We start from the raw sequence: 26,095 nt of genomic DNA on the forward strand, positions 1-26,095 counted from the left end.
TCTGACCCGGCCCTCACCGCGAGGGAGCCTCGATCCGATCGGACGCCATGCCGGAACGCCTCGCCGTCACGCTCGCCGTGCTCACCGTCGACCCCGGCGGAATGGGCGGCGGCGAGACCTACGCCCGTGCGCTGACCCGGTTGCTCGTGACGCGGCCGGGGGAGGAGGGACTGCGCGTGCAGGCGCTCGTCCCCGAGAACGCCCGCGGCTTCAGCGAGGGCGTGCCCGAGATCGTGGCCGAGGGCGTCGTCAGCGGGGCCGGCCACCGCCGCCGGGCGACGGGGATGCTCCAGGCGCTCGTGCGCACGCTCCGGCTCCGGCGCCTGCTCGAGCCGGACGAGATCCTCTACTTCCCCTTCACCGTCCCGCTGCCCTGGCCCTCGCGGCGCCAGGGGCACGTGCAGATGGTCTTCGACCTCCAGCACCGCGATCTGCCGCAGCTCTTCCCGCGCGTCGAGCGCGTCTTCCGGCGGATCGCCTACGAGGCCACCGCGCGCCGCGCCGACGCGATCATCACCATCAGCGCCTTCACCAAGGGGAGGATCGTCGAGCTGCTCGGCATCCCGGAGGAGCGGATCCACGTGTCGCATCTCGGCGTGGACACCGAGCGCTTCCGCCCGCACCTGGGCGCGCGCGAGGACTTCGTCTTCTACCCGGCGCGCGCCTGGCCGCACAAGAACCACGCGCGGCTGTTCGAGGCGATGCGCCTGCTCCGTGCCGAGGGCCACGACCTGCGGCTGGTGCTCACCGGAGGCGACCTGGAGAAGCTCGGCCCGCTGCCCGACTTCGTCGAGTGGCGCGGGCACGTGGGCGCCGAGGAGCTGGCGGAGATCTACCGGCGCGCCGCCGTCCTCGCCTTCCCGAGCCTCTACGAGGGCTTCGGCTTCCCGCCGATCGAGGCCATGGCCTCCGGCTGCCCCGTGGCGGCCGCGGACTCCGGATCGCTGCCCGAGATCTGCGGCGACGCCGCGGTGCTCGTCGATCCGCTCGAGCCGCGCTCGATCGCCGACGGGATCCTCGAGGCGATCGAGCGCTCCGCCGAGCTCGGCGCGAAGGGCGTCGAGCGCGCGGCCCGGTTCAGCTGGGAGCGCTGCCGGGAGGAGCACCTGGCGGTGCTGCGGGCTGTCGCGGCAGCCCGCCGGGCCGGTCGCCGGGGTGCAGGAGCCGCCGCCAGCTGAGCCCCTGCGCGGCGCGCATCGCGCAGATCACCAGCAGCAGCCAGCCGGCGTCGACCAGGAGCGAGCTCTCCGCGAGCGAGGTGACGACGAGGACGCTGAGCACCAGCACCGGCCAGACGTGCACGACCGCCTTCCGCTCGGAGGCGATGAGCCACGAGCGCCAGAGGGCGAGGCCGACCAGCACGAGGAAGAGCGCGACCCCGACGACGCCCACCTGCAGCGCCAGGTCGAACACCGCGTTCAGGCTGGAGGAGTGCGGCCGGCCGGAGAGGAAGTCGATCGCGTTGAACGGGTAGAGGTCGGTGCGCCAGTAGCCCACCCAGCCCCAGCCGATGATCGGCGCCAGGTCGGTGAAGCGCCAGACCTGCTGCCAGAGGGTGACCCGGAACTCGAACTCGCTGCCCGCGTTGAGCAGGTCGACGATCCGGAAGCGGAAGAGCCCTGCGGTGAGCGCGGACGCCACGAGCACCGCGAGCGTCGTGTACTGCCGCCGCCGACGCTGCTCGCCGGTGGCGCGGCGCACCCAGCGCAGGATCAGCGCGACGACCGCGGCGACGACGAGCACGCCGGCGCTGACCGCCGAGCGGGTGAGCACCAGGGTGACCACGGCGAGCGCGAGCGAGGCGAGGGCCGGGCCGCGCGCCACGGACCGGGTCATCAGCTCGACCGAGAAGGTGACGACCGCCAGCAGGCAGACCAGCCCCAGCTGGTTGCGGGTGCCGACCAGCCCCTGGATCGGGCCGCCGACGGCCAGGAGGCCCTCGACGCCGAGGAAGCGCAGCGGCCGGTCGATCAGGGCGCCGGAGAGCACCTCGACGGCCAGCGAGCCGATCAGCACGAACCGCATCACGTCGCCGACCGCGCGGATCACCTGGATGATGTCGCGGGTGAGGCCGATCGCGATCGCGAGGAAGGCGAGGGCGAGCTGGTAGAGCACGCTCGAGGCGGTGGCCCACTGGTAGCCGCTCCAGAGCGTGCTGAGGGCGATCCAGCCGAGGAAGACCAGGATGCTGGTCGGCAGCAGCCCCTCCCAGTCGAGCAGCTCGCGCCGCAGCACGAGCATGACGGCCGCGAGGGCGGTGAGCGTCGCGATCGCCGCGATGTAGCCGGGCCAGCCGATCATCCCGCGCACCGCCGGCGCGCAGAGCACGACGACGAGGGAGGTCTGCGCGAGGGCCGCCGCGAACTGCGGGGACGCCAGGGCGTCCGCGAGGGCGGCCGGCAGAGCCGACGGCCGACCGCCCCTCATCGGACGGCGCGCTGGCCGGCGAGGGGGATCGGCTCGGCGGTGAGCGCGTCCTCCTCCTCGTTCGCGGGCTGCTTGGTCAGGACCGCCAGGGCGGCCAGCAGGAGCCAGCCGCTCTCGATCAGGAGCCGGCTCTCGAACAGCGCCTGCGCGAGGAGGGCGGCGAGCAGCAGCAGCGGCGCGAGCGACACGGCCGAGTAGGGCAGCGCCGTCGTCGCACTGCGGCGCGGGCGGTCGACGGCGCGGAACCAGGCGCGCCAGAGGGTCGAGACCACGAGGGCGGTGAAGAGCACCAGCCCGATGATGCCGAGCTGGAACCAGACATCGAGCCAGGCGTCGTGCGCCTGCAGGTAGAGGACGCCCTTGCGCTCGGCGAGGGTGTCGAACGGGGCGGCCCAGGGCGCCCAGTAGCTGACCCAGCCCCAGCCGAGGACGGGCCGCTCGGCGGCGAGTGCCCAGACCGAGCGCCAGATGTCGAGCCGGCCGGTCGCGTCCTCGCTCTTGCCGAGGAGGCCGAGCAGGGTGCCCCAGCCCGCGATCGCGCTGCCCGCGAGCACGACGGCGGTCGCGGCGGCCGTGACGTAGACGGGCCGCCGCTCCGACTCGCCACGGCGTCGCGCCCAGAGCGCGAAGGCCGCGGCCGCCGCGACGGCGACGACGCAGAGCAGCACGGTGGCGGAGCGGGTGAGCAGGAGCGTCGCGGCGAACAGGACGATCCAGACGGCGCCCCAGCGGGGACGGAGGCTGCGCGCGGCCAGCTCGATCAGCACGACGATCAGGCCGAGCAGGGCGAGGAAGCCGAGCAGGTTGCGGTTGCCGACGAGCCCCTGGATCGGCTCGCCGGTGAACAGCGCGGCCTGCGACCAGTAGAAGGCGTCCGGGATGCGGCCGGCCGGCAGGTCGATGACGAACGGCAGCACGGGCGCGCGGACGACGACCGCCACGACGAGCTCGAACACGAGCGAGGCGCCGACGGTGATCCGGAGCGCGCGGCCGAGGGCGGTGACGAACTGCGCCGTGCTGAGCGTCAGGGCGAGGGCGACCGCCCCGAGCGAGGTGGCGAGCTGCGCGACGACGCCGATCGCGCTCGCCCCGGGGTACGCCGACCAGAGCAGCGAGAGCACGGCGAGGGCGAGGAAGGCGACGAGCGCCTTGGGCGTCCGGCTCCAGCGCAGCCGAGGCCGCACCCGGACCAGCAGCACGACGACGCCGACCAGCAGCGCCGCGACGACGACCCCCCAGCCCCACCAGCCCGCGAGGTTCCGCAGCGCCTGGCCACCCAGCATCACCGTGAGCACGGCCACCGCGAGCGCTCGGGGAGCGGCGGGCGCGGCGCGTCGGATCATGGCGAACAGTCTAGGGAGCGGGCGGCCGGCGAGCGGGCGGGCTGCGCCTCAGACGAACGCGGCGCTGCCCGTGATCGCGCGTCCGACGATGAGCGTGTTCATCTCCCGGGTGCCCTCGTAGGAGTAGAGGGCCTCGGCATCGGCGAAGAACCGGGCGACCCCGTAGTCGAGGACGATGCCGTTGCCGCCCATCACCTCGCGGCACCAGGCGACCGTCTCGCGCATCCGCGCCGTCGTGTAGGCCTTCGCGAGTGCGGAGTGCTCGTCGCGCTGCTCGCCCGCGTCGAGCATCTCGGAGACCCGGGTGGCCAGGGCGATGCTCGCGGTGATGTTGCCGATGCTCTTCACCAGCAGGTCCTGCACCAGCTGGTGCCCGACCAGAGGCTTGCCGAACTGGACGCGCTCGCGGGCATAGCGCAGGGCGGCGTCGTAGGCGCCGATCGCGACGCCGATCGCCTGCCAGGCGACCTCGGCGCGGGTCAGCCGGAGGACCTTCGCCGTGCCGCGGAACGAGTTCGCGCCCTGCAGTCGCAGCGACTCCGGCACGCGGACGCCCTCGAGCACGATGTCGGCGTTCTGCACGGTGCGCAGGCTCTGCTTGCGGGCGATGGCCGTGGCGCGGTAGCCCGGGGTCGCGGTCGGGACGAGGAAGCCCTTCACCTGGCCGTCGGCGACGTCCTTCGCCCAGATCACGGTGACGTCGCTGAAGGTCGCGTTGCCGATCCAGCGCTTCTCGCCGTCGAGGATCCAGGTGTCGCCCTCGCGGCGGGCGGTGGTGCGCAGGCCCTGCGCGGAGTCGGAGCCGGAGTGCGGCTCCGTCAGGCCGAAGGCGCCGATCACCTCGCCCGAGGCGAGCTTCGGCAGCCACTCGGCCCGCTGCTCCTCGGAGCCGGCGACGCCGACCGTCCCCATCACCAGGCCGTTCTGCACGCCGACGTAGGTGGCGATGCTCGCGTCGACCCGGCCGAACTCGAGGGCGACCCAGCCGCGGAACACCGACGAGTTCTCGATCGTGCGCGTCTCGGGCCAGGAGAGGCCGATCACACCGGTGGCGTGGATCCCGGGGATGAGCTGGCGCGGGAACTCGGCGCGCTCCCAGTACTCGTCGGCGATCGGGCGGACCTGCTCCTCGAGGAACGCGCGGACGCCCACGAGGAGCTCCTTCTCGGCGGGGGTGAGCCGCGACTCGAAGCCGTAGAAGTCGGCGTTGAGCAGTTCGAAGGTCGTGCTGTCCATGGTTCATCGCTCCATCGCTCGGGCGCGCAGCGACTCGGCCCGCAGGAGCGGCGGCGGTGCGGCTCCCACCAGCGTACGAAGGGGGTGCCCGGGCGGCGCGGACGCTGGCGATCGGCGCCAAGCGGCGGCCGCTCCTCCGGGGCCGCTCTTGTAGATCCTGCTAGCGTCGGGCCCGGCCCGCCCCGGCAGGATCCGGACGGTGCCGTCTCGCACACCGCTCCCGGAACGGAAGGCCCTCGCCGTGTTCATCCCGATCGGCAACACCCCCCGCGACTACGCCTGGGGCTCGCTCACCGGCATCTCGGACGCCCTCGGCACCGCGCCGTCCGGCCGACCCGAGGCGGAGCTGTGGCTGGGGGCGCACCCGGGCTCGCCGGCCCGCATCCTCGACCCCGCCTCCGTCGGCGCGTCGACCCTCGCCGAGTGGATCGCCCGCGAGCCCGAGACGGCGCTCGCCGGAGTCGCCGGCTCGGTCGACCCCGTGTCCGGTGCGCCGCGGCTGCCGTTCCTGCTGAAGATCCTCGCGGCGGGCGCACCGCTCTCGCTCCAGGCCCACCCGTCGTCAGCGACGGCGCAGCGCCGGTTCGTCGAGGAGGACGAGGCCGGCGTCCCGCGCGACGCGGCGGAGCGCAACTACAAGGACCCGTTCCACAAGCCGGAGCTGATCTACGCGCTCACCGGGAGCTTCGACGCGCTCTGCGGCTTCCGCGAGCTCGACGGCACCCGGGCGCTGCTGGCCGAGCTGGCCGGTCGCGCCGCGGGGGAGGAAGCGGCGGCGATCACGCGCTTCGCCGCGGAGCTCGAGGGCGAGCCGACGGTCGTGCTCCGCCGGGCGGTCTCCTGGCTGCTCGCGGACGGCGACCGCGCGGAGGTCGCGGCGCTGATCGCCGCGGTGGTGGGAGCGTCGGAGGGCGAGGACCGCCTCGAGACGGCGACGGTGCGCTCGCTCGCCGAGGCCTACCCGGGCGACCCGGGCGTCGTGCTCTCGCTGCTGCTCAACCGCGTGCGGCTCGCCCGCGGCGAGGTGCTCTACCTGCCCGCCGGCAACATCCACGCGTATCTCGCGGGCACCGGGGTCGAGCTGATGGCCGCCTCCGACAACGTGCTGCGCGGCGGGCTCACGCCCAAGCACATCGACGTGCCCGAGCTGGTCAGCGTGCTCGAGTTCTCGCCGCTGCCGGTGCCGTACCTGCCGGCCGAGGAGCCCGCGCCCGGGCTGCGGGTCTACCGGCCGGACGTGCCGGACTTCCTGCTCGCCGTCGTCGAGCCGACCTCGGACGAGCCGGTGCGCGTCGAGCTCGACGGACCGGCCATCGCGATCGCCACCGACGGCGCGTTCACCGTGCACGGCGCCCAGGGCTCGGTCGAGGTCGAGCGCGGCGGCAGCATGTACGTGACGCCGTCGGAGCGCGCCCTCTCTGTCACCGGCCGCGGCACCCTCTTCGTCGCCACCGTCTGACCGAGGGCCCTTCGCTCCGTCGTTCTTGCGGGGGGTGGATCTCGATACGCCCGCTGCGCGGGCTACTCGATCAGCATGGACGGCCGTCCTGCCCATGCTGGTCGAGCAGCCCGCAGGGCGCACCATGCCGGTCGAGCAGCGCGCAGCGCGTCTCGGGACCCACCGCCATCGGGTCGGCGGGTCCCGGCGCGGCTCAGGAGGCGGCCGCGGCCGCCGACGCGAAGGTGCGGCGGTAGGCCGCCGGCGTCGTCTGCAGCACGCGGGCGAAGTGGTGGCGGAGGACGGCAGCGGTGCCGAAGCCGACGCGGGTGGCGATCGCCTCGAGGGTCAGGTCGGACTCCTCCAGCAGCTGCTGGGCGCGCAGGAGCCGCTGACGGTTGAGCCAGGCCAGCGGCGTGGTGCCCAGGTCGGCGCGGAAGCGGCGGGCGAAGGTGCGCGGCGACATCAGCGCTCGCCGGGCGAGCAGGTCGACGCTGAGCTCCTCGTCGAGGTGGCGCAGCATCCACTCGGTGACGTCGGCGAGCGAGTCCGCGCGTGCCTCCGGGATCGGCGTCGGGATGAACTGCGCCTGGCCGCCGTGGCGCTGCGGCGGCACCACCATGCGGCGCGCGACGACGTTCGCGGCCGCGGCGCCGAGCTCCTCGCGGACGACGTGCAGGCACGCGTCGATCCCGGCCGCGGTCCCGGCGCCCGTGACGATCCGGCCCTCCTGCACGAACAGGACGTCCGGGTCGACCTCGACCGCCGGGTGGCGCCGGGCGAGCTCGTCGGCGTGCATCCAGTGCGTCGTCGCCCGTCGCCCGTCGAGCAGTCCCGCCTCGGCCAGCACGAAGGCGCCGCTGCAGACGCTCACGATCCACGCCCCGCGCTCGTGGGCGCGGCGCAGCAGGGCGAGCACGCGATCGTCGGCGGGGCCGATCGGGTGCGCCGGCACGGCGATCAGGTCGGCGTCCTCGGCCGCCTCGAGGCCGTCGGCGACCATCAGCTCGAAGCCGAGCGAGGTGCGCACCGGCCCCGGATCCGCGGTCGCGATGCGGAAGTCGAACACCGGCCCGCCGTGGTCGCGCCGGTCGATCCCGAACACCTCGCAGACCACGCCGAACTCGAACGGGGCGACCCCGGGCAGGGCGAGGACGGCGACGGAGTGGAGCACGGCGGCAGGATATCGCGACACCACGAGATCCCGCCACCGGGCCCGCGCCACCCCGCCGCTAGGGTTGCGTCGGTGCGCGCGCGGCGCCCGTCATCGAGGAGGATCCACATGGCATGGCTGGTCACCGGGGGAGCCGGGTACATCGGAGCGCACGTGGTGCGCGCGTTCGCCGAGCAGGGCATCGACCCCGTCGTCCTCGACGATCTGTCGTCCGGCCACGAGGGCTTCGTCCCCGAGGGCGTGCCGTTCCACCGCGGCTCGATCCTCGACGAGGCGCTGCTGGACGAGGTCTTCGCGCAGCACGACATCGAGGGCGTCGTGCACGTCGCCGGCTTCAAGTACGCGGGAGTCTCGGTGCAGCGCCCGCTGCACACCTACGAGCAGAACGTCACCGGCACGATGCGCGTGCTCGCCGCGATGGAGCGCGCCGGCGTCCGCTCGATCGTCTTCTCCTCCAGCGCCGCGGTGTACGGCGCGGTCGACGTCGAGCTCGTCACCGAGAGCACCCCCAAGAGCCCCGAGTCGCCCTACGGCGAGTCGAAGCTGATCGGCGAGTGGCTGCTGGCCGACGCCGGCCGCGCGCACGGGGTGCGCCACGCCTCGCTCCGCTACTTCAACGTGGTCGGCTCCGGCTACCCGGACGTCTACGACACCAGCCCGCACAACCTCTTCCCGCTGGTGTTCGAGGCGCTGCTGGCCGGCCGGACGCCGCGCATCAACGGCGACGACTACCCCACTCCGGACGGCACCTGCGTCCGCGACTACATCCACGTCGCCGATCTCGCGCTCGCGCACGTCGCGGCGGCGCAGCGCCTGGCCGCCGGCGAGCCGATCGAGCCCGTCTACAACCTCGGCAGCGGGTCCGGCGCCTCGGTCGGCGAGATCATGACCGCGATCGCCGACAGCACCGGCATCGACTTCACCCCGGAGGTCGCCCCGCGCCGCCCGGGCGACCCGCCCCGCATCGTCGCGTCGGGCGAGACGGCGGCCCGCGACCTCGGCTGGGAGATGCGCCACACCGTCGCCGAGATGGTGGAGAGCGCCTGGCGCGCCCGGAGCACCGCGGGGTCCTGACGCCGGCCGGGAGCTTCGACACGGTCGCGACACGCCGGTGTGTCGTGAACCCTCCACGGCGGGTTGAGGGTTTATGGTCCGCGACTTGACCTCAGCGAATGACACCGGTGTAATTACTGAGGCGGCCCACCCTCCGGGAGGAGCCGGTCGCCGATCATGTTCGCGGGCGGGGTAGGAGACGGTATGGCGATTCCCGACAGCGTCTCTGGCAGCGACAGAGGCTTCGGAAACGACAGAGGCTTCGGAAACGACGCGGGCCCCGGCAGCGACCGGGCCTCCGGCATGAGCGCGGTCCCCGAGGACTGGTTCGTCGATCCCGTCCGCCTCGGCGTCCCCGGCGTCCGCCAGGGCATCGACTCGGGCAGCGAGGCGCCCGGCGGCGCCCTCTCCTGGCAGGTCGACTCGCTCTGCGCGCAGACCGACCCGGAGGCGTTCTTCCCCGAGAAGGGCGGATCCACGCGCGACGCGAAGAAGATCTGCACCTCCTGCGAGGTCCGGGCGCAGTGCCTCGAGTACGCGCTCGAGAACGACGAGCGCTTCGGCATCTGGGGCGGCCTCTCCGAGCGCGAGCGCCGCAAGCTGCGCCGCCGGGCGTGACGACCGCCGCTCACCGGAGGCGGCGAGCCGCCGCGGGGCGCCCCGCGCCCATCGCTTAGGGTGGTCCGCGATGTATCCCCGAGTAACCGCCGTCCTGGTCGCCCACAACGGCGCGGCCTACCTGGAACGCACCCTCGCGGCGCTGCGGGCCCAGACCCGACAGCCCGATGCGACCGTGTTCGTCGACGGCGGATCGAAGGACGCGACCGGGCAGCTCCTCTCCGGCTGGGGTCCGACCCAGTTCGTCCAGGTCGCCGAGAACCTCCCGTTCGGCCAGGCCGTCGCCCGCGCCGTGCGCGTCATGCAGGCGCCGACGGGGGAGGACGAGTGGCTGTGGCTGCTCGCCGCCGACTCCGCTCCTGAGCCGGGTGCGCTCGCCGCGCTCCTCGGCGCGGTCGAGGTCGCGCCCTCCGTCGCGGTCGCCGGACCGAAGGTCATGGACTGGACCCGCTCCGGCTACATCCGCAGCTACGGCGAGTCGATCACCAACTACGGCACCACCGTCCACCTCGTCGAGGACGAGCTCGACCAGGGCCAGCACGACGCCACGCCCGACGTGCTGGCCGTCGCCGCCGGCGGCATGCTCGTGCGGCACGCGCTCTGGGAGGAGCTGGGCGGCTTCGACCCCGGGCTGCCCGTGGTCGACGACGCCCTCGACTTCTCGATCCGCACCCGCCTCGCCGGACACCGGGTCAGCCGCGTCCCCGACGCGCGGGTCACCACCGCGCGCATCGGCCTCCAGCGCCCCGACGGCCGCCGGATCGACAGCGGGGAGCGCCGCCGCGCCCGCCAGCACCGCACCGCGCAGCTGCACCGCCGCCTCGCCTACGCCCCGGTGGCGCTGCTCGTCCTGCACTGGCTCTCGCTCGTGCCGCTCGCCGTCGGCCGTGCGGCCGTCCGGCTCCTGCGCAAGCAGCCCGGCCTCGTCGGCGGCGAGCTGCTCGCGGCCTTCGTCGTCGCGTTCGGCGGCACCAAGGTCTTCCACGCCAGGCGCGTCCTCCGCTCGTCGAAGAACGTCGGCTGGAAGGCCATCGCGCCGCTGCGCATCCCGCTCGACGTGGTCCGCCAGCTCCGCTCGGTCCGGCACGACGCCGTCCGGGTGCAGGCCAGCCGCGAGCGGCACCCGCTGCACTTCTTCCAGGCCGGCGGAGTCTGGATCGTCCTGGTCGCCGCGATCGCCGGGCTGATCGTCTACGCGCGCCTGCTCGCCGCCACCGCCATGGGCGGCGGCGGTCTGCTCACCCTCTCGCCGTCGGTCGGCGAGCTGTGGCGGAACGCCGCGTACGGCTGGCGCGACCTCGGCTCCGGCTTCATCGGCGCGGCGGACCCGTTCGCCGCGGTGCTCGCCGTCCTCGGCTCGCTCACCTTCTGGGCGCCGAGCTTCTCGATCGTCCTCCTCTACCTCACGGCTCTGCCGCTCGCGACGATGGGCGCGTGGATGATGATTGCCCGCCTCACCGCGCGGCCGATCGCCCGCGGCGCCGGAGCCTTCGTCTACCTGCTCGCGCCGGCCTTCTTCGCCGCCCAGTCCGAGGGCCGCCCGGCCGCGATCCTGGTGCACGTCCTGCTGCCCTGGCTCTTCTTCGCCGGCTTCGGCGCCTACCGCTCCTGGTCGTCCTCGGCGACCGCGTCGATCCTCGCGGCGGCGGTCGTCGCCTGCGCGCCGGTGCTCGCCGTGCCGCTCGCGCTGATCTGGATCGTCGTGCTGGCCACCTCGGGGCGCCGGATCGGGCGCTTCGCCGGACTGCCGATCCCGGCCCTCGCCCTGCTCTTCCCGATCATCGTCGCGCACGCCCAGCGCGGCGACTGGTTCGCGATCCTCGCCGACCCCGGTGTGCCGCTGCCCTCCGCCAGGGCGGACTTCTTCTCGCTCCTCGCAGGGTTCCCGTCCGGCGTCACGACCGGGTGGCTCGAGTTCCTCGGCGGTCTCGGCATCCCCGCGTCGGCGGCGGGTCTCGCGACCGCGGTGCTCGTGCTGCCCCTGGTGATCTCCGCACTCGCGGCGCTGCTGCTCCCGAACAACCTGTCCGCCCTGGGCGGGGTGGGCGTGGCCGCCGCCGGCCTGCTGACCGCGGCACTCGCACAGGGCATCCAGGTCGTGACCACCGGGTCCGAGGCGGTCGCCGTCTGGAGCGGCACGGGCCTCAGCCTGTACTGGCTCGGCCTGGTCGTCGGCTTCTCGCTCTCGGTCGCCGCGCTGCCGTCCTACCGGGTCGTCCCCGCGCTGGTCGTGACCGCCGCCGCCGTCGTGGCGGTCGCTCCGCTGGCGGTGCTGTTCCCGACGGGCGGCGGGACCGTGACGACCGCCGGCTCCGACCGCTCGCTGCCGGCCTACGTCGCCGCCGAGGCGCAGAACGAGCCGCGGGTGGGCACGATCGTGCTCGTCCCGCAGTCGGACGGCGGGATCCTCGCGCGCCTCGAGCGCGGCGCGGGAGCGACCCTCGACCAGCAGTCGACCCTCGCCGCGACCGGCACCGAGCAGACCGACGCCATCGACGAGCTGGCCGGCAACCTCGTCTCGCGCACCGGCTACGACATCGGCGCGGCCCTGCAGGACCTCGGCGTCCGCTTCGTCGTGCTCGCCCCGCCGACCAGCACCGACGCCGGTGACGCGGCCTCGGCCGTCAGCGCCCGCGCCGCGGTCTCGCTCGACGGCAACGCCGCGTTCTCCGCCGTCGGCGACACCCAGTACGGCCTGCTCTGGACCGCGGTCGACACCGAGGGCACCCGGATCGACGCGGCGCCGCAGGGCGTCGTCGGCCCCTTCGGCGTGGCTTACACGATCGCGCTGCTGATCGTGTTCCTGGTCGCCTTCCTGCTGGCCGTCCCGACCGGCCTCTCGCTCGAGCGCTCCCGCTCGGGAGCCGCCGTCGCGGGGATCGACGACGAGCCCGGCGAGGCCACCGGCCAGTTCGACGACGGGACCGACGATGCCTGACCGGTCGAACCCCGGATCCGCGACACCTGACCCCGCCGACCAGGAGAAGCGCATGTCGCAGTCCCCGTCCCGCCCCTCCCGCGCCGACCGGCGTGCCGAGCGCGGCGCCTCGAAGTCCGCTCCGGCGAAGCCGACGGGCGCCCGCGACCGGACCGTCTCGGCCGCCCGCCACCGCCGGACCGTGCTCCGCAGTGCCGCCGGCGCCGCGGGACTGGCCCTGGCCGTCGCCGCGGTCGTGCTGCCGCAGATCCTGCCGACACCGCTGGCGACCGTCGCCGCCGACGGCGTGGTCGTCACGCCGGTGGCGGCGGACGGCACCCTCGTCTGCGCGGGCAGCCTGATCGACGCGAGCGACCCCGAGGAACTCCGCGCCCTCGACGACTCGGGCACCTCGCTCTGGCCGCGGGACGCGACCGGCGACCAGTCGGTCCTGGACGAGGCCGACGTGGCCGCCCCGGGCACCGGCATCACCCGGCTCGCCGTCCCCGCCGAGTCCGACCCGACGCCCGGCGGCGTGACGACGCAGTCGATCGCCACCGAGCAGCTCTCCGGCCTCTCGGCGCTCGGCTGCGCGGAGCCCTCGGCCGACAGCTGGCTCGTCGCCGGATCGACCGACGTCGGCCGGACCTCGGTGCTCGTCCTCGCCAACGCCAGCGAGGTCGCGGCCACCGTGGACCTCTCGCTCTACGGCGAGAACGGCGTCGTCCCGGCGACCGGCGCCACCGGCATCGTCGTCCCGGCCGGCACCGTCCGCGCACTCCCGCTCGCCGGGCTCGCTCCCGACGTGGTCCAGCCGGTCGTGCGGATGACCGCACGCGGCGGCGAGATCGCGGCGAGCATCCAGAGCAGCGCCATCTCCGGCCTGACGCCGCAGGGCGTCGAGACGACCGGCCCCGCGGCGACGCCGGCCACACTCACCGTGATCTCCGGCTTCACCGTCGCGACGCCCCCGGCGGACACGGCGGGCGACGACGGCACGGGCGGCGAGGGCACTCCCGTCCTGCGGATCCTCGCGCCCGGCGAGGCGGACAGCACCGTCTCGATCGAGGTCGCCAACGAGGACCCGAGCGGCATCGGCACCTCGACGCAGGTGGTGGTCCCGGCCGGCCGCGTCGGCGAGGTCCCCCTCTCCGGCCTGGCGGACGGCTCCTACCGCGTCACGCTCACCTCGGACCAGCCCGTCGTGGCGGCCGGGCGCACGACGTCGACCGGCGCCGCCGGGACGGACTTCGCCTGGTTCGTCTCCGGGACCGCGACCGACGTTCCCTTCGGCGTCGGCAACACCGGTGAGGCGGGGGCCGTGCTGCACCTCGCGAACGGCAGCGACACCTCGGCGTCGGTGCAGCTCGAGTCGGAGGCCGGCAGCCGCACGCTCGACATCGGTCCGTTCGCCTCGGTGTCGGCCGAGCTCGGCGTCGACGCCGTCGTCGTCACCAGCGATCAGCCGGTGCAGGCGTCGGTCTCGATCGCGAGCGAGGGGCGGATCGCGGGCTACGCGATCGTGCCGCCCGGGCCGCTGTCCTCGCCGGTCACCGTCTACTCGCACTGAGCGGTCGGCGTCTCGGAGGCGCCGCTCGGCTCAGTGGTGCCGGAAGCTCAGTGGTGCCGGACGCTCAGTGGTGCCGGAACCGGTCCGGGGAGATGTCCCACGGGTCGCGGCCGAGGAGCTCGGCGACCGCGCGGAAGACGTAGCTCTCGATCATCATCCGCTGGTGCCACTCGTCGCGGCGGTGCAGCTTCGCCAGCCGCTCGATCGGCACGCGGTACAGCGTGATGCGCCGCGCGGCGTGGTCGACCCGCCAGCGCGCGATGCCCGTGCCCTCGAGCCGGGCCGGGTCGACGTCGGGCGTGGAGGCGAGCTCCACCCGGATCCCCGCCAGCTCGTCCGGCCAGGCGTCGCGGAGATAGTCGAAGGCCGACCCGATGGTCGTCTCGAAGAAGTCCGCCCGGGTCTGCAGCGGCGGCAGGTGCGGGCCGGTGACGGCACCGCGGATGCCCCGGCCGTGCCGGTCGCGCGAGCCGCCGCGCACCGAGCTCGACTGACGAGCGGTGGAACGGCGTGCGCGGGGCATTGGACCAGCTTATGGCCCCGCGGCCTCTTGCTACTGTGGCGCGATGGACCGACGGCAGTGCTCGCGCACCGGGTGCAGCCTCCCCGCGGTCGTGACCCTCACCTACGACTACCGGGACTCGCTCGTCGCGGTCGGGCCGCTCAGCCCGCAGCCCGATCCGCACGGCTACGACCTGTGCGCCGAGCACGACCGGCGGCTGCTGGTGCCCCGGGGCTGGGAGACCGTGCGCTACCTCGAGCCGCCGTCGGCCTGAGCGTCCGGGGGAGCCGGAGCGCTCGGTGCAGCCCGAGTTCCCCGCCGAGCCCGTGGGGCCTCGCGCACCGGGAAGCCGCGCGGCGCGTCCGCGAGCACCGGTGCGAGCCGGCTCATCCGCCGGTCGACGAGCTCCAGCGCCCGCTCCTCGCGGCGTCGGCGCAGCGCGGCGACGGCGAGCAGGAAGTCCTCGGCGGGTGCGGCCGGGAGCGGTGAGACGAACGCGGCGGCCTCCTGCGCCAGCGACCGGGCGAGCTGCGAGCGCGAGGGCTCGGTCATCCCGGAGCGCTGGCGGAGGAACTGCGCGAGCCGGCGCGCCAGGGCGTCGGGCAGCCGGGCCACGTCGGCGGTCGCCGCCCAGCCGGTGAGCGGCGCCGGGATCTCGACGACGAGCGGGGGCGCGGCCGGTACCCGCTCGAGCTGGCTGTGCGTGCCGGCGAGCACGTCGCCGAGCCGGCGCGAGCGGCGCGAGAGCAGGCCCACCACCGCGGCCAGCCCACCTGCTGTCATCACGATCTCGAGCACGCCGGTGAGACCCCGGACGAGGGCGTGGCGGAAGCCGATCGCGCCTCCGTCGTCGCGGACGACCCGGGCGCCGACGGCGAGCTTGCCGAGCGAGCGCCCCCGCGTCGCGGTCTCGACGGCGACGGGCACCAGCACGATCGAGACCACCAGGGCGGCGATCGCGACGGCGGCCGAGGCGGCGGCGTCGAGCCCGCCGTCGCTCGCGAGGACGGCGACGAGGTAGAACAGACCGAAGGCGAGCAGGAACTCCGCGACGAGGTCGATGATCGCGCCGGCGGCCCGCAGGACGAACGAGGTGACGGGGATCTCGAGGGCGATCGCCTCGCCGGTGACCAGGCCCGCCGTGTCGAAGCCGGCGCTGTCGAGGCGGGCGTCGTCGCGGTCGTCGGACATGCAGCAGCTCCCTCGATCGTCGGCCCCGGCTATCATCTCAGCAGATGGACATCGATGCTCTCTCGGCCGCGCGCGGCGGCCAGTGGACCCGCCTGGACGAGCTCGCGCGCAAGCGCCGGCTGACCGGCGGCGAGGCCGACGAGCTCGTGGAGCGCTACCAGTCCGCCTCCGCCGATCTCGCCGCGATCTCCTCGACCGCGGGGTCGACCGCTGTCGGCACGCGCCTCGCCGTCTCGCTCTCGCGGGCGCGGGGCCGCCTGACCGGGACGCGCGAGGATCCGCTCGCCGCGGTCGCCCGCTTCGCCGTCGTCTCGTTCCCCGCCGCGCTGTACCGGATCCGCTGGCTGACCCTGGCCGTCGCGCTGGCGACCGTGCTGGTCGCCGGCCTCTTCGCGGTCTGGATCCTCGGCGACCCGCGCCTGCTCGCCGCGCTCGGCGACGACGAGCAGCTGCGCCGCTTCGCGCAGGAGGACTTCGTCGACTACTACTCGGAGAACCCGGCCGCGTCCTTCGCCGGTCAGGTGTGGACCAACAACGCCTGGATCGCGGCGCAGTGCGTCGCCTTCGGCATCGTCGGCGTCTACGTGCCGTACATCCTGCTGCAGAACGCGCAGAACCTCGGCACCTCGGTCGCCGTGATGTTCCACGTCGGCGAGGGCGACACCTTCTTCCTCTACATCCTCCCGCACGGCCTGCTCGAGCTGACGGCGGTCTTCGTCGCCGCGGCGGCCGGGCTGCGGATCTTCTGGGCCTGGATCGCGCCCGGGCCGCGCACCCGGGGGCAGGCGCTCGCGGAGGACGCGCGGAGCCTGTTCACGGTCGCGATCGGGCTGGTCTTCGTGCTGCTCGTCTCGGGCGTGATCGAGGGCTTCGTGACGCCGGCGCCGTGGCCGTGGTGGCTGAAGATCGGCATCGGCGCGCTCGCGCTCGGCGGCTTCATCGCCTACTTCCTGGTGCTCGGCGGCCGGGCCGTGCGCGCGGGGGAGACGGGCGACCTCGGCCGCTTCGACGCCGGTTCGCGGAGCATCAGCGAGGGCTGAGCGCGAGGTCCGGGCTCAGAGCCGGCCGGTGGCCTTCAGCGCGAGGTAGCGGTCGGCGAGGGCGGGCGGCAGCTTCTCCGGCGAGGCGAGCACCACGTCGCCGCCGAGCCGCCGCACGGCGGCCGCCAGCCGGTCCGCGTCGGCGAGCGAGCGCTCCGCCGCCGCGGCCGCGTAGACCGCACCGCGGTCGCCGCGGTCCGCGGCCATCCGGGCCAGCTCGGGGTCGATCGCGCAGGCGACGACCACGGTGTGCTGCCTCGTGAGCTGGGGGAGCACCGCGAGCAGCCCCTCCGATGCGCCGACGGAGTCGAGCGCCGTGAGCAGCACGACGAGCGAGCGCTGCGAGACCAGGGTGCGAACCTGGCCCGGCACGGCCGACCAGTCGGTCTCGATCAGCTGCGGCTGCACTGGGGCGAGCGCGTCGACGACGCGGCTCAGCACCTCCGTGCCGGTCGCGCCGTGCACGCGGGCGCGCCGGGCGCGGTCGAAGGCGAGGACGTCGATGCGGTCGCCGGCCGAGGCGGCCAGCGCCGACAGCAGCAGCGACGCCTCGATCGCCGTGTCCAGGCGCGGCTCGTCGTCGATGCGGGCGGCGGAGGTGCGGCCGGTGTCGAGCACGAGCACCACCCGCCGGTCGCGCTCGGGTCGCCAGGTGCGGACGACGGGCTCGCGGCGCCGGGCGGTGGCCCGCCAGTCGAGCGAGCGGACGTCGTCGCCGCGGACGTACTCGCGCAGGCTGTCGAACTCGGTGCCCTGACCGCGGATCATCACGCTGGTGCGCCCCTCCAGCTCGCGCAGGCGGGCGAGGCGCGAGGGCAGGTGGCGGCGGGAGCGGAACGGCGGCAGCACCCGGACGACAGCGGGCGCCGCGAGGGTCGCCTGCCGGCCGGCCAGCCCGAGGACGCCGTTCGAGCGGATCGTCGCGTGCAGCGCCCGGCGCTCTCCGCGGCGGCGCGGCTCGAGGACCGTGCGGACCGCGCGGCGCTCGCCCGGCGGCAGCCGCAGCGGCGAGCGGGTCGCGAGAGCCCCGGCGGAGGGCTCCCAGGCGTCGCGGACCACGCCGGTGATCCGGCGCCGTCCCGTGTTCGTGATCAGCAGCGTCGCCTCCGCGCGCTCGCCGAGGCGCACCCGGTCGGGGGTCCGCCGCTCGAGCACGACCGCGCGCGCGGAGCCGGCCACCGCGAGGTCGACGCCCACCAGGATCAGCCAGACCAGCAGCCAGAGCCCGAGCACGGCGAAGGCGACCTCGGCCCGGCGTCCGAGCAGGACGACCGGCACGAGGCCGACGAGGAGGACGAGGACGGAGCGTCCGGTGAGGTGCACGGCTCAGACCGGGACGCGGACCTGCTGCAGAATGCCGCCGAGGACGGCCTCCGTGCGCACGCCCTCGAGCTCCGCCTCGGGCTGGAGCTGCATCCGGTGCCGCAGCACGGGCAGGACCATCGCCTGGACGTGGTCCGGGGTGATCGAGCCGTAGCCGTTCAGCCAGGCCCAGGCGCGGCTCGCCGCGAGCAGCGCCGTCGATCCGCGGGGGCTGACGCCGAGCTTCACACTCGGGCTCTCGCGGGTCGCGCGGGCGAGGTCGACGATGTAGCCGAGCACGTCCGGGCCGGCGCCGACGCGGCGGACGGAGGCCTGGGCCGCCCGCAGCCGCCCCGCGTCCAGCACCGGGTGGACCCCCGCGGCGGCGAGGTCGCGCGGGTCGAAGCCGGCCGCATGCCGCGAGAGCACCTCGACCTCGACGTCCCGTGGCGGCACGTCGAGCACCAGCTTGAGCAGGAAGCGGTCGAGCTGCGCCTCGGGGAGCAGGTACGTCCCCTCGTACTCGACCGGGTTCTGCGTCGCCGCGACGAGGAACGGGTCGGGGAGGCGGAGCGTGCGGCCGTCGACGCTGACCTGGCGCTCCTCCATCGCCTCGAGCAGGGCGGCCTGCGTCTTCGGCGGCGTGCGGTTGATCTCGTCCGCGAGCAGCAGGTTCGTGAAGACCGGGCCCTCGCGGAAGGCGAAGCCCGAGGTGGAGGCGTCGTAGACGAGCGAGCCGGTGATGTCACCGGGCATCAGATCGGGGGTGAACTGCACGCGCCGGGTGTCCAGGCCCAGCGAGACCGAGAGCGCGCGCACGAGCAGCGTCTTCGCGACGCCCGGCACGCCCTCGAGCAGTACGTGCCCGCCGGCGAGCAGGGCGATCAGCAGCCCGGAGACGGCGCCGTCCTGGCCGACGACGGCGCGGCCAACCTCGGAGCGGACGCGGTCGAGCTCGCGGCGGAGCTCGTCGTCCGCGATCGGGGGGAGGGAGGAGTCGCTCATCGGAGGGGGCCTTCCGGTCGTTCGTGGTCGGGCTGATCGTGGTCGAGGCGGTCGCGCGCGGGGCGCCCGGTGCCGGCTCCTGCGGTGCCCGGTCCTGCGGTGCCGGCCGCGGCGGTGCCCGTGCGGGGTGCGCGGGCGGCGCGGAGCGCGCTCTCGAAGCGCAGGAGCTCGTCGGAGGCGGCCACGAGTGCGGTGTCGTCGGCCGGCTCGTCGTCGACGAGGAGCCGGCGCACGGCGCGCGGATCGTGCTCGAGCAGGGCCGCGGCCGCCGCGACGACCTCGTCCACTCCGCTCGACGGGGGCAGGCCGAGCAGGGCGGCGGAGCGGTGCAGCGTGCCGATCCGCAGGGCGTCCAGCGCGCGCACCCGGGTGGCGCCGTGGGCGTAGAGGCGGGCCCGGCCGCGGGCGGTCTCGCTCGCGTGCACGACGACGGGCAGCGGCTCGACGGCGAGCGGGCCGAAGCGCCGCCCGCGCCAGACGGCGGAGGCGACGAACACCCCGACGAGCAGCAGCAGCGCCGGCGTGACCCAGCCCGGCGCGAGATCGGCCGGGTCGACGGCGGCGGAGGTCGCGTCGGCCGCGCCGGCGCGGTACCAGACCAGGCGGTCCTCGCCGCCGAGGAGGCCCAGCGCGAGGGCGGCGCGTCCCTCCTCGGCGACGGTGCCGTTGCGCAGGAGGTCGGCGTCGCCGACGGCGATCACGTCGGGGCCGCCGGCCGGGGAGTCGGCGACGAGCGCGAAGGCGTCGTCACCGGACGGGAAGCAGCCCGCGGCGCCGCCCTCGAGGACGCGGAAGGTGCTGCCGCCCGCGGGGATCCCCGCGGCGCGCTCCGCGGCGGGCAGCGCGCAGGAGGCGGCGAGGACGCCGTCCTCCTGCGGCGCGCCGGCGAAGGCGACGCCGGGCAGCAGCGCGTCGAGGGCCGCACCGGACGGCTCGACGAGGACGACCGCGGCGGGGTCCTCGGCGAGCCGGGCGTACTGCTCCTCGTCCAGGGCCGAGCCCGGATCGTCGATCAGCAGCGTGCTGCCCGGGCCGACCGCGCGCAGGGCCTCGTCGAGCGAGTCGGCGCGGACGACGTCGACGCCCTGCTCGCGCAGGACCTGGGCGACCGCGCGGGCGCCGTCCGGTGCCGCGCTGTCGACGTCGAGGTCGGCGGCGGGCACCGGGGAGCCGGTCGCCACGGTCAGCAGGACCGTGCCGACGACGACGATCGCCGCCAGGAGCGCCCAGATGCGTCCCCGGCGCAGCAGCGCGCCGAGCGTGGGGGAGGAGACGGTGTCGACGGGAGCGTCCGACGCCGGCGGAGCAGCGGGCGCGGTCATCGCAGCGCCTCGAGCGGGACCGGCGCGGCCGCGAGCGCGCGGTCGAGCTCGGCGACCCGCTCGCAGTCCTCGCGCCCGCAGGGCAGGCCGAGGTAGCGGACCCGGTCGAAGGCGTCCGCCGAGCGCCGGAGCGCGTCGGCCGAGGCGGGGAAGACGGCGGCGGCCCGGCGGGAGAAGCCGTGAGCGGTGGTGCCGGGCGAGACGGTGAGGATCGTGCGCTCGTCCAGGGCGCGCACCAGGGCGCGGAACCGCTCCACCAGCGCCTCGTCCCAGTCGCCCCGGGCGGCCGCCGCCTCGGCGAGGGCGCGCAGCTCCGCGGCCGAGCGGCCGTCGTCGTCGGCGAGGACCGCCCCGGTCACGCGACTGCGCTGCCGCAGTCGCGGCCGTCCCGCGAGGACGAGGGCGACCACGACGAGCACCACCAGCACGAGCACGCCGATCAGCGCCGCGAGCGGCACGCCGACGCCGTCGCCCGGCAGGGTGAGCGAGGTGAACCAGTCGCGCACGGCCTGCACCAGGCGGTCGAACCAGTTCGGCTCGGCGGCGCGGTAGCGCGGGTCGGCGAGCTCCTCGAGGAGCAGGCGGCGGGCCTCCTGCGCATCGGGGTCGAGCGGCGCCGTGGCGAGCGCGAGGCGGATCACGGCGCGGTCCGCTCCGGAGCGGGGAAGGGATCGAGGGACTCGCGCCCGGCCGCGCGCTCCTCGACGTGCCGCATCAGCACGAGGTCGAAGCCCTCGCGCCGGATCCGGCGATCGAGGTAGACGAGCCCGGTGACCGCCGACTGCAGCACCGTGCCCACCGCGCCGACGACGAGGCCGACGGCGACCGAGAGCAGCGCGACGACGATCGACGCGACCACCTGCGCGTTCGGATCGGTCGGCGCGACCAGCGCCCCGCCGATCGGGATCAGCAGGCTGAACGGCGTCGAGACGACCTGCCCGGCCGCCTGGATGATCACCGCCATCAGCGCGAGCGCGCCGAACGTCCGCCAGAACCCGCCGGTGACGAGCCGCCAGGAGCGCGCGACCGCCCGGCGCAGCGGGAGCCGCTCGAGCACCAGAAGGCTCGGCACCAGCGCGAGCTTCGTCGCGAGCCAGACGCCCACCGCGGTCGCGGCGAGGCCGGCCAGCACGAGCACCAGGATCCCGCCGACGACCGCACTGGCCCCCGCGTCCTGGGCGCCGAGGAGGAAGAGCGGCACCGAGAGCGCCGCCGCGGCGAGGACCAGCACCAGGACGCCGACGCCCTGCAGCACGGTCCAGCCCACCAGCGCCCAGAAGCGGCCGCGGAGCCGCCGGAGCAGCGCGCGCAGCGTCGGCCGCTCGCCGAGGACGGCGCGCGACACCTCGAGCACGACGACGCCCTGCACGAGCGCGCCGGTGGCCAGGGTGACGGCGAGCGGGATCAGCGCCGCGAGCACGACGATCGCCAGCGACCCCGACGCGACGGCGTCCCGATCGGCGACCTCGGCCTGGGTGATCCGGCCGACCGCGAGAAGGGCGACGGCGCCGTAGAGCACGAGGGCGAGCAGCGAGCCGAGGCCCTGCACGAGCAGCGCGACGCCGAGGGTGGTGCGCGGGCTGCGGCGGAGGACCGCGAAGGGCGCGCCGAGCAGGGTGCCGAAGCCGAGCGGCCGCAGCGGGATCAGTCCGGGCTTGGGCGGGGGAGTCCAGCCCTGCGGCGGGAACGGGCCGGCGGGACCCGCGGTCGGAGACCAGGACACGGGCGCGACCGGTGCGACAGGGGCGACGCGCGGCCGCGCGTGGTCGCCCTCCGGAGCCCCGGCGGGCGGTGGCCACTGAGCTGCGTCGGTCATCCCTCCCATGCTGTCACAGCCGCGCTCGGCCCTCGCGGTCGGGCGCGGCCGTGCTCCCACTCGCGTCGGTTAGCCTGACCCCATGAGCGCGCGAATCCTGGTGGTCGACGACGATGCGGCCCTGGCCGAGATGATCGGCATCGTCCTGCGCGCGGAGGACTGGGACGTCTCCTTCTGCGCCGACGGCACGGGCGCCCTCGAGGCCTTCCGGCGGGCCCGGCCGGACCTCGTCCTGCTCGACCTGATGCTGCCCGGGATCGACGGCATCGAGGTCTGCCGCCGGATCCGCGCCGAGTCCGGCGTCCCGATCATCATGCTGACCGCCAAGTCCGACACCTCCGACGTCGTGCAGGGCCTCGAGTCCGGCGCGGACGACTACATGGTCAAGCCGTTCGACCCGAAGGAGCTGGTCGCGCGGATCAAGACGCGCCTGCGCCCCTCCCAGGTCGCCGCCAACGCCGTCCTGCAGGTCGGCGACCTCAGCCTCGACGTCGCCGGGCACGAGGTCCGCCGCGGTGAGACCCGCATCGGCCTGACACCGCTCGAGTTCGACCTCCTCCTCGCCCTCGCCTCGAAGCCGCAGCAGGTGTTCACCCGCGAGATGCTGCTGGAGCAGGTCTGGGGCTACCACTACAAGGCCGACACCCGGCTCGTGAACGTCCACGTGCAGCGCCTGCGCGCGAAGGTCGAGAAGGACCCGGACGATCCGCGCATCGTGATGACCGTGCGCGGCGTCGGCTACCGCGCCGGCTCCGTGCTGCCGAGCTGACGTGAGCCTCGCGCGCCGCTTCCGGGCGCCGGCGCTGCGGCGCTGGCCGCGGAGGGTGCTCCGGGCCTGGCGGAGCTCGCTGCAGTTCCGCGCCGTCGCCATCACCGTGCTGCTCAGCGGCATCGCGATCGGCTCGACGGGCGCCTACCTCTCCTACAGCATCAGCGACAACCTGTTCCAGTCGCGGCTCGACCAGGTCACCGGCGACACCTCGCGCGCCACCCGCGCCGCGCAGGGCTACCTCGACGCGGCGACGGTCTCGACCCGGCAGGACATGGAGGAGGTCATGAACTCGGTGCGCACCGCGGTGCGCGACGCCTCCTCCTCCGCCCTGATCGCGGTCGTGCGCGCGCCCGATCAGGAGGCGTCCTCGCTCGCCCCGCAGGACAGCTACAACCGCGAGCTGCAGAACGGCGTCATCAGCGACGACCTGCGCGCGCGGGTGCAGGCCGGCGCCGACGGCCAGTACTGGCAGTCGGTGAGCCTCGGCGCCTCGGGCCAGCAGCTCCCGGGCATCGTCGTCGGCTCGACGATCGAGCTGCCGAGCTCCGCGGGGCGCTACGAGCTCTACATCGGCTACTCGCTCGCGGACGCGGAGCGCACGCTGCAGTTCGTGCAGCAGGTCCTCAACATCGCCGGCATCCTGCTGATCCTCCTGATCGGCGCGGTCAGCTGGGTCGTCGTCCGGATCGTGGTCGCGCCCGTGCGGGTGGCGGCGGAGACCAGCCAGCGCCTCGCCGCGGGCGACTTCGACGTGCGCATCCCGGAGAGGGGACAGGACGTGATCGCCACCCTCGCCCGCTCGTTCAACGGGATGGCCGACAGCCTCCAGGAGCAGATCAGCGAGCTCGCCACGCTCAGCCGGGTGCAGCAGCGCTTCGTCTCCGACGTCTCGCACGAGCTGCGCACCCCGCTGACCACGATGAAGCTCGCCGGCGACGTGCTCTACGACCAGCGCGAGGGCTTCCCGCCGGTCGCCGAGCGCACCGTCGAGCTGCTGCACGGCCAGATCGGCCGCTTCGAGAGCCTCCTCGCCGATCTGCTGGAGATCTCCCGCCACGACGCCGGCTCGGCCGAGCTGGAGCTGGAGCCGGTGAACCTGGTGCGGCTGGCCGGCGAGGAGATCGAGGGGATGCGCGGGATCGCCGAGGCGAACGGCTCGCGGCTCACGCTCTCCGCCCCCGGCGGCTACTTCGACGCCGAGATGGACGCCCGCCGCATCCGCCGCATCGTGCGCAACCTGCTCGGCAACGCCGTCGAGCACGGCGACGGCCGCGAGATCGTGGTCACGGTCGACAGCAACGCCACCGCGGTGGCGCTCGCCGTCCGCGACTACGGTCACGGCATGAGCTCCGAGGAGGTGGTCCGCGTCTTCGACCGCTTCTGGCGCGCCGATCCGTCCCGCCGCCGCACCCTCGGCGGCACCGGCCTCGGCCTCTCCATCGCGCAGGAGGACACCGCGCTGCACCACGGCTGGCTGCAGGTCTGGTCGATGCCCGGCCGCGGCGCGTGCTTCCGGCTCACGGTCCCGCGTCGGCGCGGCGAGCGGATCGACGCCTCCCCGCTGCCGCTGCCGCCCGTGGACGCGGGCGAGCAGGCCTACTCCGGCCCCATCGTCCTGCCGCCGCTGCCGCTCGGCGGCGTGCCCGAGCACGGGGTCGTCCAGTGAGGCGCGTGCGCTCCGCGGTCGCCGCGGTGCTGCTGCTGGCCGCCCTCGCCGGCTGCGCGGGCATCCCGCGCGGCGGCGATGTCGGCGTCGGCCGCCCGGACACGGCGCCGCAGGACCTGCAGTACGACTTCCTCCCCTCCGGCCCCGCCGAGGGCGCCGACCAGTTCGAGATCCTCACCGGCTTCATCGACGCGGCGTCGAGCCCGCAGAACAACTACAAGATCGCCCGCGAGTTCCTCTCCACCGGAGCCGACTGGACGCCGGGCGAGCACGTCACCGTCGACGAGGGCCAGCGCTCCTCGACCCAGCCCGGCGCGTCGACGCTCTCGCTCACCATCACCCCCGTGGCCGAGGTCGACGCCACCGGCGTCTACTCCGAGGTCGCGACGACCACCGCGCTGGAGCTGGACTACGGCTTCGTCCAGGAGAACGGCGAATGGCGGATCAGCTCTCCGCCCAGCGGCGTCGTCATCGACCGGACCACCTTCGAGCAGGTCTTCTCCACCTACGCGCTCTACTTCTTCGACCCGAGCTACTCCTACCTGGTGCCGGATCTGCGCTGGTTCGCCTCGCGCGCGGACAGCTCGACCAGCACCACGATCGTCACCGAGCTGCTGCGCGGGCCGACGCCGTGGCTCCGCGACTCGTCCGCCGTCGTCTCGGCCTTCCCGACCGGGACGGCGCTCGCCGCCGAGACGGTGCCGGTCGAGGCGCAGCGGGCCGTCGTCGACCTGAACTCGGCGGCGCTCGAGGCCGACGAGCGGCAGTGGCGCCGGATGGCGCTGCAGCTCGGCAGGAGCCTGGCCAACGTCTCGAACGTCACCGGGGTCTCGCTCTCGGTGCAGCAGAACCCGATCGAGATCCCGACCGAGGTGACCGGGCTGCCGACCTCGCCGCGGGTGGACACCCGGCCGCTGGTGCTGACCGACGGCGACTTCGGCTTCCTCGGCTCCTCGGGACTCGCCGAGACGGCCGTCTCGGACCGGATCGCGGCGCTCTCGCCGCGGGCCGCGGTGCTGGGCGAGCAGCGGGGCGCCGACTCGAGCGCCTCGGCGGCCGTCCTCACCTCGGCCGGCGTCTCGCTGCTCACCCCCGGCGTCGACGACGTGCTGCTCGACGCCCGGAGCGGCCTCGCGGCCCCCGGCATGGACCCCTTCGGCTACGTCTGGTCGGTGCCCACGGCGGCGCCGGGCCAGCTGGTCGCCTACTCCTCCGACGGCTCCCGGTCGCTGCAGGTCGCGACCGCCTGGCCGGAGATCGAGTCGATCGCCTCGTTCGCGCTGTCTCGGGACGGCACGCGGATGCTCGCCTTCGCGCAGGACGGGCAGCAGGCGACCGTGCTCGTCGCCGGGGTCACCCGCTCGGTCAACGGCGATCCGATCGCGATCGGCGAGCCGGTCGTGCTGCGCTCGACCCTCGGCACGGCGGTCGCCGCCGCCTGGACGGACGAGCTCGACGTCGTCTCGGTCGTCCGCGGCTCCACCGGCGAGGACACGGTGACGATGAACCAGCTCGGCGGAGGGGACACCCCGCTGGGGACGACCACCGGGACCGTGCAGATCGCGGCCGGCAACGCCTCGACGCAGATCCGCATCCTCGCCGAGGGCGGCGAGCTGCGCCAGCAGCGCGGCTCGGCGTGGCAGACGGTCGCGACAGGCATCGAGCTCCTCGCGACGCAGACCGGCATGGGGTCCTGAACCCGG

Annotated in this window: 22 protein-coding genes; 11 read left to right on the forward strand and 11 right to left on the reverse strand. The window is 74.8% G+C overall.

The window, feature by feature from the left end; translation table 11 throughout:
* Window positions 1–47 precede the first annotated feature (47 nt).
* Window positions 48–1,178, forward strand: a complete 1,131-nt coding sequence (locus tag MT355_RS05770) for a glycosyltransferase family 1 protein (protein WP_243598854.1) — start codon at window positions 48–50, stop codon at window positions 1,176–1,178.
* Here the strand turns inward: MT355_RS05770 and MT355_RS05775 are convergent.
* The 3 genes from MT355_RS05775 to MT355_RS05785 are packed head-to-tail and all read right to left on the reverse strand — an operon-like array spanning window position 1,078 to window position 5,006.
* Entirely contained in the window at window positions 1,078–2,427 is a 1,350-nt protein-coding gene (locus tag MT355_RS05775) for an O-antigen ligase (protein WP_123735237.1), read from the reverse strand. The two genes, MT355_RS05770 and MT355_RS05775, sit on opposite strands and share 101 nt — an antisense overlap.
* Window positions 2,424–3,770, reverse strand: coding sequence for an O-antigen ligase (locus MT355_RS05780; RefSeq protein ID WP_243598855.1), 1,347 nt, complete (start codon window positions 3,768–3,770; stop codon window positions 2,424–2,426). Before MT355_RS05780 ends, MT355_RS05775 begins: the two co-directional genes overlap by 4 nt.
* 48 nt (window positions 3,771–3,818) lie before the next feature.
* The gene (locus MT355_RS05785) at window positions 3,819–5,006 is read right to left on the reverse strand and encodes an acyl-CoA dehydrogenase family protein (RefSeq protein ID WP_243598856.1); all 1,188 of its coding nucleotides are present in this window, start codon (window positions 5,004–5,006) and stop codon (window positions 3,819–3,821) included.
* A 199-nt stretch (window positions 5,007–5,205) separates the two neighbouring features.
* Here MT355_RS05785 and manA point away from each other — a divergent pair, with 199 nt between their 5' ends.
* Complete coding sequence (manA, locus tag MT355_RS05790) at window positions 5,206–6,465, forward strand: mannose-6-phosphate isomerase, class I (protein ID WP_243598857.1); 1,260 nt, start codon at window positions 5,206–5,208, stop codon at window positions 6,463–6,465.
* Between the two features lie 193 nt (window positions 6,466–6,658).
* Here the strand turns inward: manA and MT355_RS05795 are convergent, their stop codons facing one another.
* Window positions 6,659–7,618: a GlxA family transcriptional regulator gene (locus tag MT355_RS05795; RefSeq protein WP_243598858.1), complete on the reverse strand. Its 960-nt coding sequence runs from the start codon at window positions 7,616–7,618 to the stop codon at window positions 6,659–6,661.
* A 108-nt stretch (window positions 7,619–7,726) separates the two neighbouring features.
* On the opposite strand from MT355_RS05795, the gene galE reads away from it, so the two are divergent.
* The 4 genes from galE (at window position 7,727) to MT355_RS05815 (ending at window position 13,776) form a co-directional block, all read left to right on the forward strand.
* The gene (gene galE, locus MT355_RS05800; protein ID WP_243598859.1) at window positions 7,727–8,692 is read left to right on the forward strand and encodes a UDP-glucose 4-epimerase GalE; all 966 of its coding nucleotides are present in this window, start codon (window positions 7,727–7,729) and stop codon (window positions 8,690–8,692) included.
* 282 nt (window positions 8,693–8,974) lie between these two features.
* Window positions 8,975–9,289, forward strand: a complete 315-nt coding sequence (locus tag MT355_RS05805) for a WhiB family transcriptional regulator (RefSeq protein ID WP_123444423.1) — start codon at window positions 8,975–8,977, stop codon at window positions 9,287–9,289.
* Between the two features lie 70 nt (window positions 9,290–9,359).
* A complete protein-coding gene (locus MT355_RS05810) occupies window positions 9,360–12,227 on the forward strand; it encodes a glycosyltransferase family 2 protein (RefSeq protein ID WP_243598860.1) in 2,868 nt (955 codons plus the stop codon).
* Window positions 12,228–12,279: 52 nt separating this feature from the next.
* Window positions 12,280–13,776 carry a DUF5719 family protein gene (locus MT355_RS05815; RefSeq protein WP_243598861.1) on the forward strand — a complete coding sequence of 499 codons (1,497 nt, stop codon included), beginning with the start codon at window positions 12,280–12,282 and terminating at the stop codon, window positions 13,774–13,776.
* Window positions 13,777–13,840: 64 nt separating this feature from the next.
* On the opposite strand, the gene MT355_RS05820 is transcribed toward MT355_RS05815, so the two are convergent.
* Window positions 13,841–14,299 (reverse strand): metallopeptidase family protein, encoded by a 459-nt coding sequence (locus MT355_RS05820; RefSeq protein WP_123734335.1) that lies wholly within the window; start codon window positions 14,297–14,299, stop codon window positions 13,841–13,843.
* A 43-nt stretch (window positions 14,300–14,342) separates the two neighbouring features.
* Between MT355_RS05820 and MT355_RS05825 the strand changes: the two genes are divergently transcribed.
* On the forward strand, window positions 14,343–14,552 hold the full coding sequence (locus tag MT355_RS05825) for a DUF3499 family protein (protein WP_123444386.1): 210 nt from the start codon (window positions 14,343–14,345) through the stop codon (window positions 14,550–14,552).
* On the opposite strand, the gene MT355_RS05830 is transcribed toward MT355_RS05825, so the two are convergent.
* The gene (locus MT355_RS05830; protein ID WP_243598862.1) at window positions 14,528–15,469 is read right to left on the reverse strand and encodes an RDD family protein; all 942 of its coding nucleotides are present in this window, start codon (window positions 15,467–15,469) and stop codon (window positions 14,528–14,530) included. The two genes, MT355_RS05825 and MT355_RS05830, sit on opposite strands and share 25 nt — an antisense overlap.
* A gap of 44 nt (window positions 15,470–15,513) precedes the next feature.
* On the opposite strand from MT355_RS05830, the gene MT355_RS05835 reads away from it, so the two are divergent.
* Entirely contained in the window at window positions 15,514–16,509 is a 996-nt protein-coding gene (locus MT355_RS05835; protein WP_133963414.1) for a stage II sporulation protein M, read from the forward strand.
* Window positions 16,510–16,524: 15 nt separating this feature from the next.
* On the opposite strand, the gene MT355_RS05840 is transcribed toward MT355_RS05835, so the two are convergent.
* Genes MT355_RS05840 through MT355_RS05860 form a run of 5 tightly spaced genes read right to left on the reverse strand, consistent with a single transcriptional unit; the run spans window position 16,525 to window position 21,954 of the window.
* A complete protein-coding gene (locus MT355_RS05840; RefSeq protein WP_123735247.1) occupies window positions 16,525–17,832 on the reverse strand; it encodes a DUF58 domain-containing protein in 1,308 nt (435 codons plus the stop codon).
* A 3-nt stretch (window positions 17,833–17,835) separates the two neighbouring features.
* Window positions 17,836–18,816, reverse strand: coding sequence for a MoxR family ATPase (locus MT355_RS05845; protein WP_123735248.1), 981 nt, complete (start codon window positions 18,814–18,816; stop codon window positions 17,836–17,838).
* Complete coding sequence (locus tag MT355_RS05850; protein WP_243598863.1) at window positions 18,813–20,138, reverse strand: DUF4350 domain-containing protein; 1,326 nt, start codon at window positions 20,136–20,138, stop codon at window positions 18,813–18,815. Before MT355_RS05850 ends, MT355_RS05845 begins: the two co-directional genes overlap by 4 nt.
* Complete coding sequence (locus MT355_RS05855) at window positions 20,135–20,779, reverse strand: DUF4129 domain-containing protein (protein WP_243598864.1); 645 nt, start codon at window positions 20,777–20,779, stop codon at window positions 20,135–20,137. Before MT355_RS05855 ends, MT355_RS05850 begins: the two co-directional genes overlap by 4 nt.
* The gene (locus MT355_RS05860; RefSeq protein WP_243598865.1) at window positions 20,776–21,954 is read right to left on the reverse strand and encodes a hypothetical protein; all 1,179 of its coding nucleotides are present in this window, start codon (window positions 21,952–21,954) and stop codon (window positions 20,776–20,778) included. Before MT355_RS05860 ends, MT355_RS05855 begins: the two co-directional genes overlap by 4 nt.
* 82 nt (window positions 21,955–22,036) lie before the next feature.
* Here MT355_RS05860 and mtrA point away from each other — a divergent pair, with 82 nt between their 5' ends.
* From mtrA to MT355_RS05875, 3 genes are read left to right on the forward strand one after another with little or no spacing between them, the layout of a single operon-like run.
* Window positions 22,037–22,723: an MtrAB system response regulator MtrA gene (gene mtrA / locus MT355_RS05865; protein WP_123444394.1), complete on the forward strand. Its 687-nt coding sequence runs from the start codon at window positions 22,037–22,039 to the stop codon at window positions 22,721–22,723.
* A gap of 1 nt (window position 22,724) precedes the next feature.
* Window positions 22,725–24,392 carry an MtrAB system histidine kinase MtrB gene (gene mtrB, locus MT355_RS05870; protein WP_132435837.1) on the forward strand — a complete coding sequence of 556 codons (1,668 nt, stop codon included), beginning with the start codon at window positions 22,725–22,727 and terminating at the stop codon, window positions 24,390–24,392.
* A 5-nt stretch (window positions 24,393–24,397) separates the two neighbouring features.
* On the forward strand, window positions 24,398–26,089 hold the full coding sequence (locus MT355_RS05875) for a GerMN domain-containing protein (protein WP_243598866.1): 1,692 nt from the start codon (window positions 24,398–24,400) through the stop codon (window positions 26,087–26,089).
* Window positions 26,090–26,095 lie beyond the last annotated feature (6 nt).

The organism is Rathayibacter sp. VKM Ac-2929, from assembly GCF_022815495.1.
In the GTDB taxonomy this organism is placed as follows: domain Bacteria; phylum Actinomycetota; class Actinomycetes; order Actinomycetales; family Microbacteriaceae; genus Rathayibacter; species Rathayibacter festucae.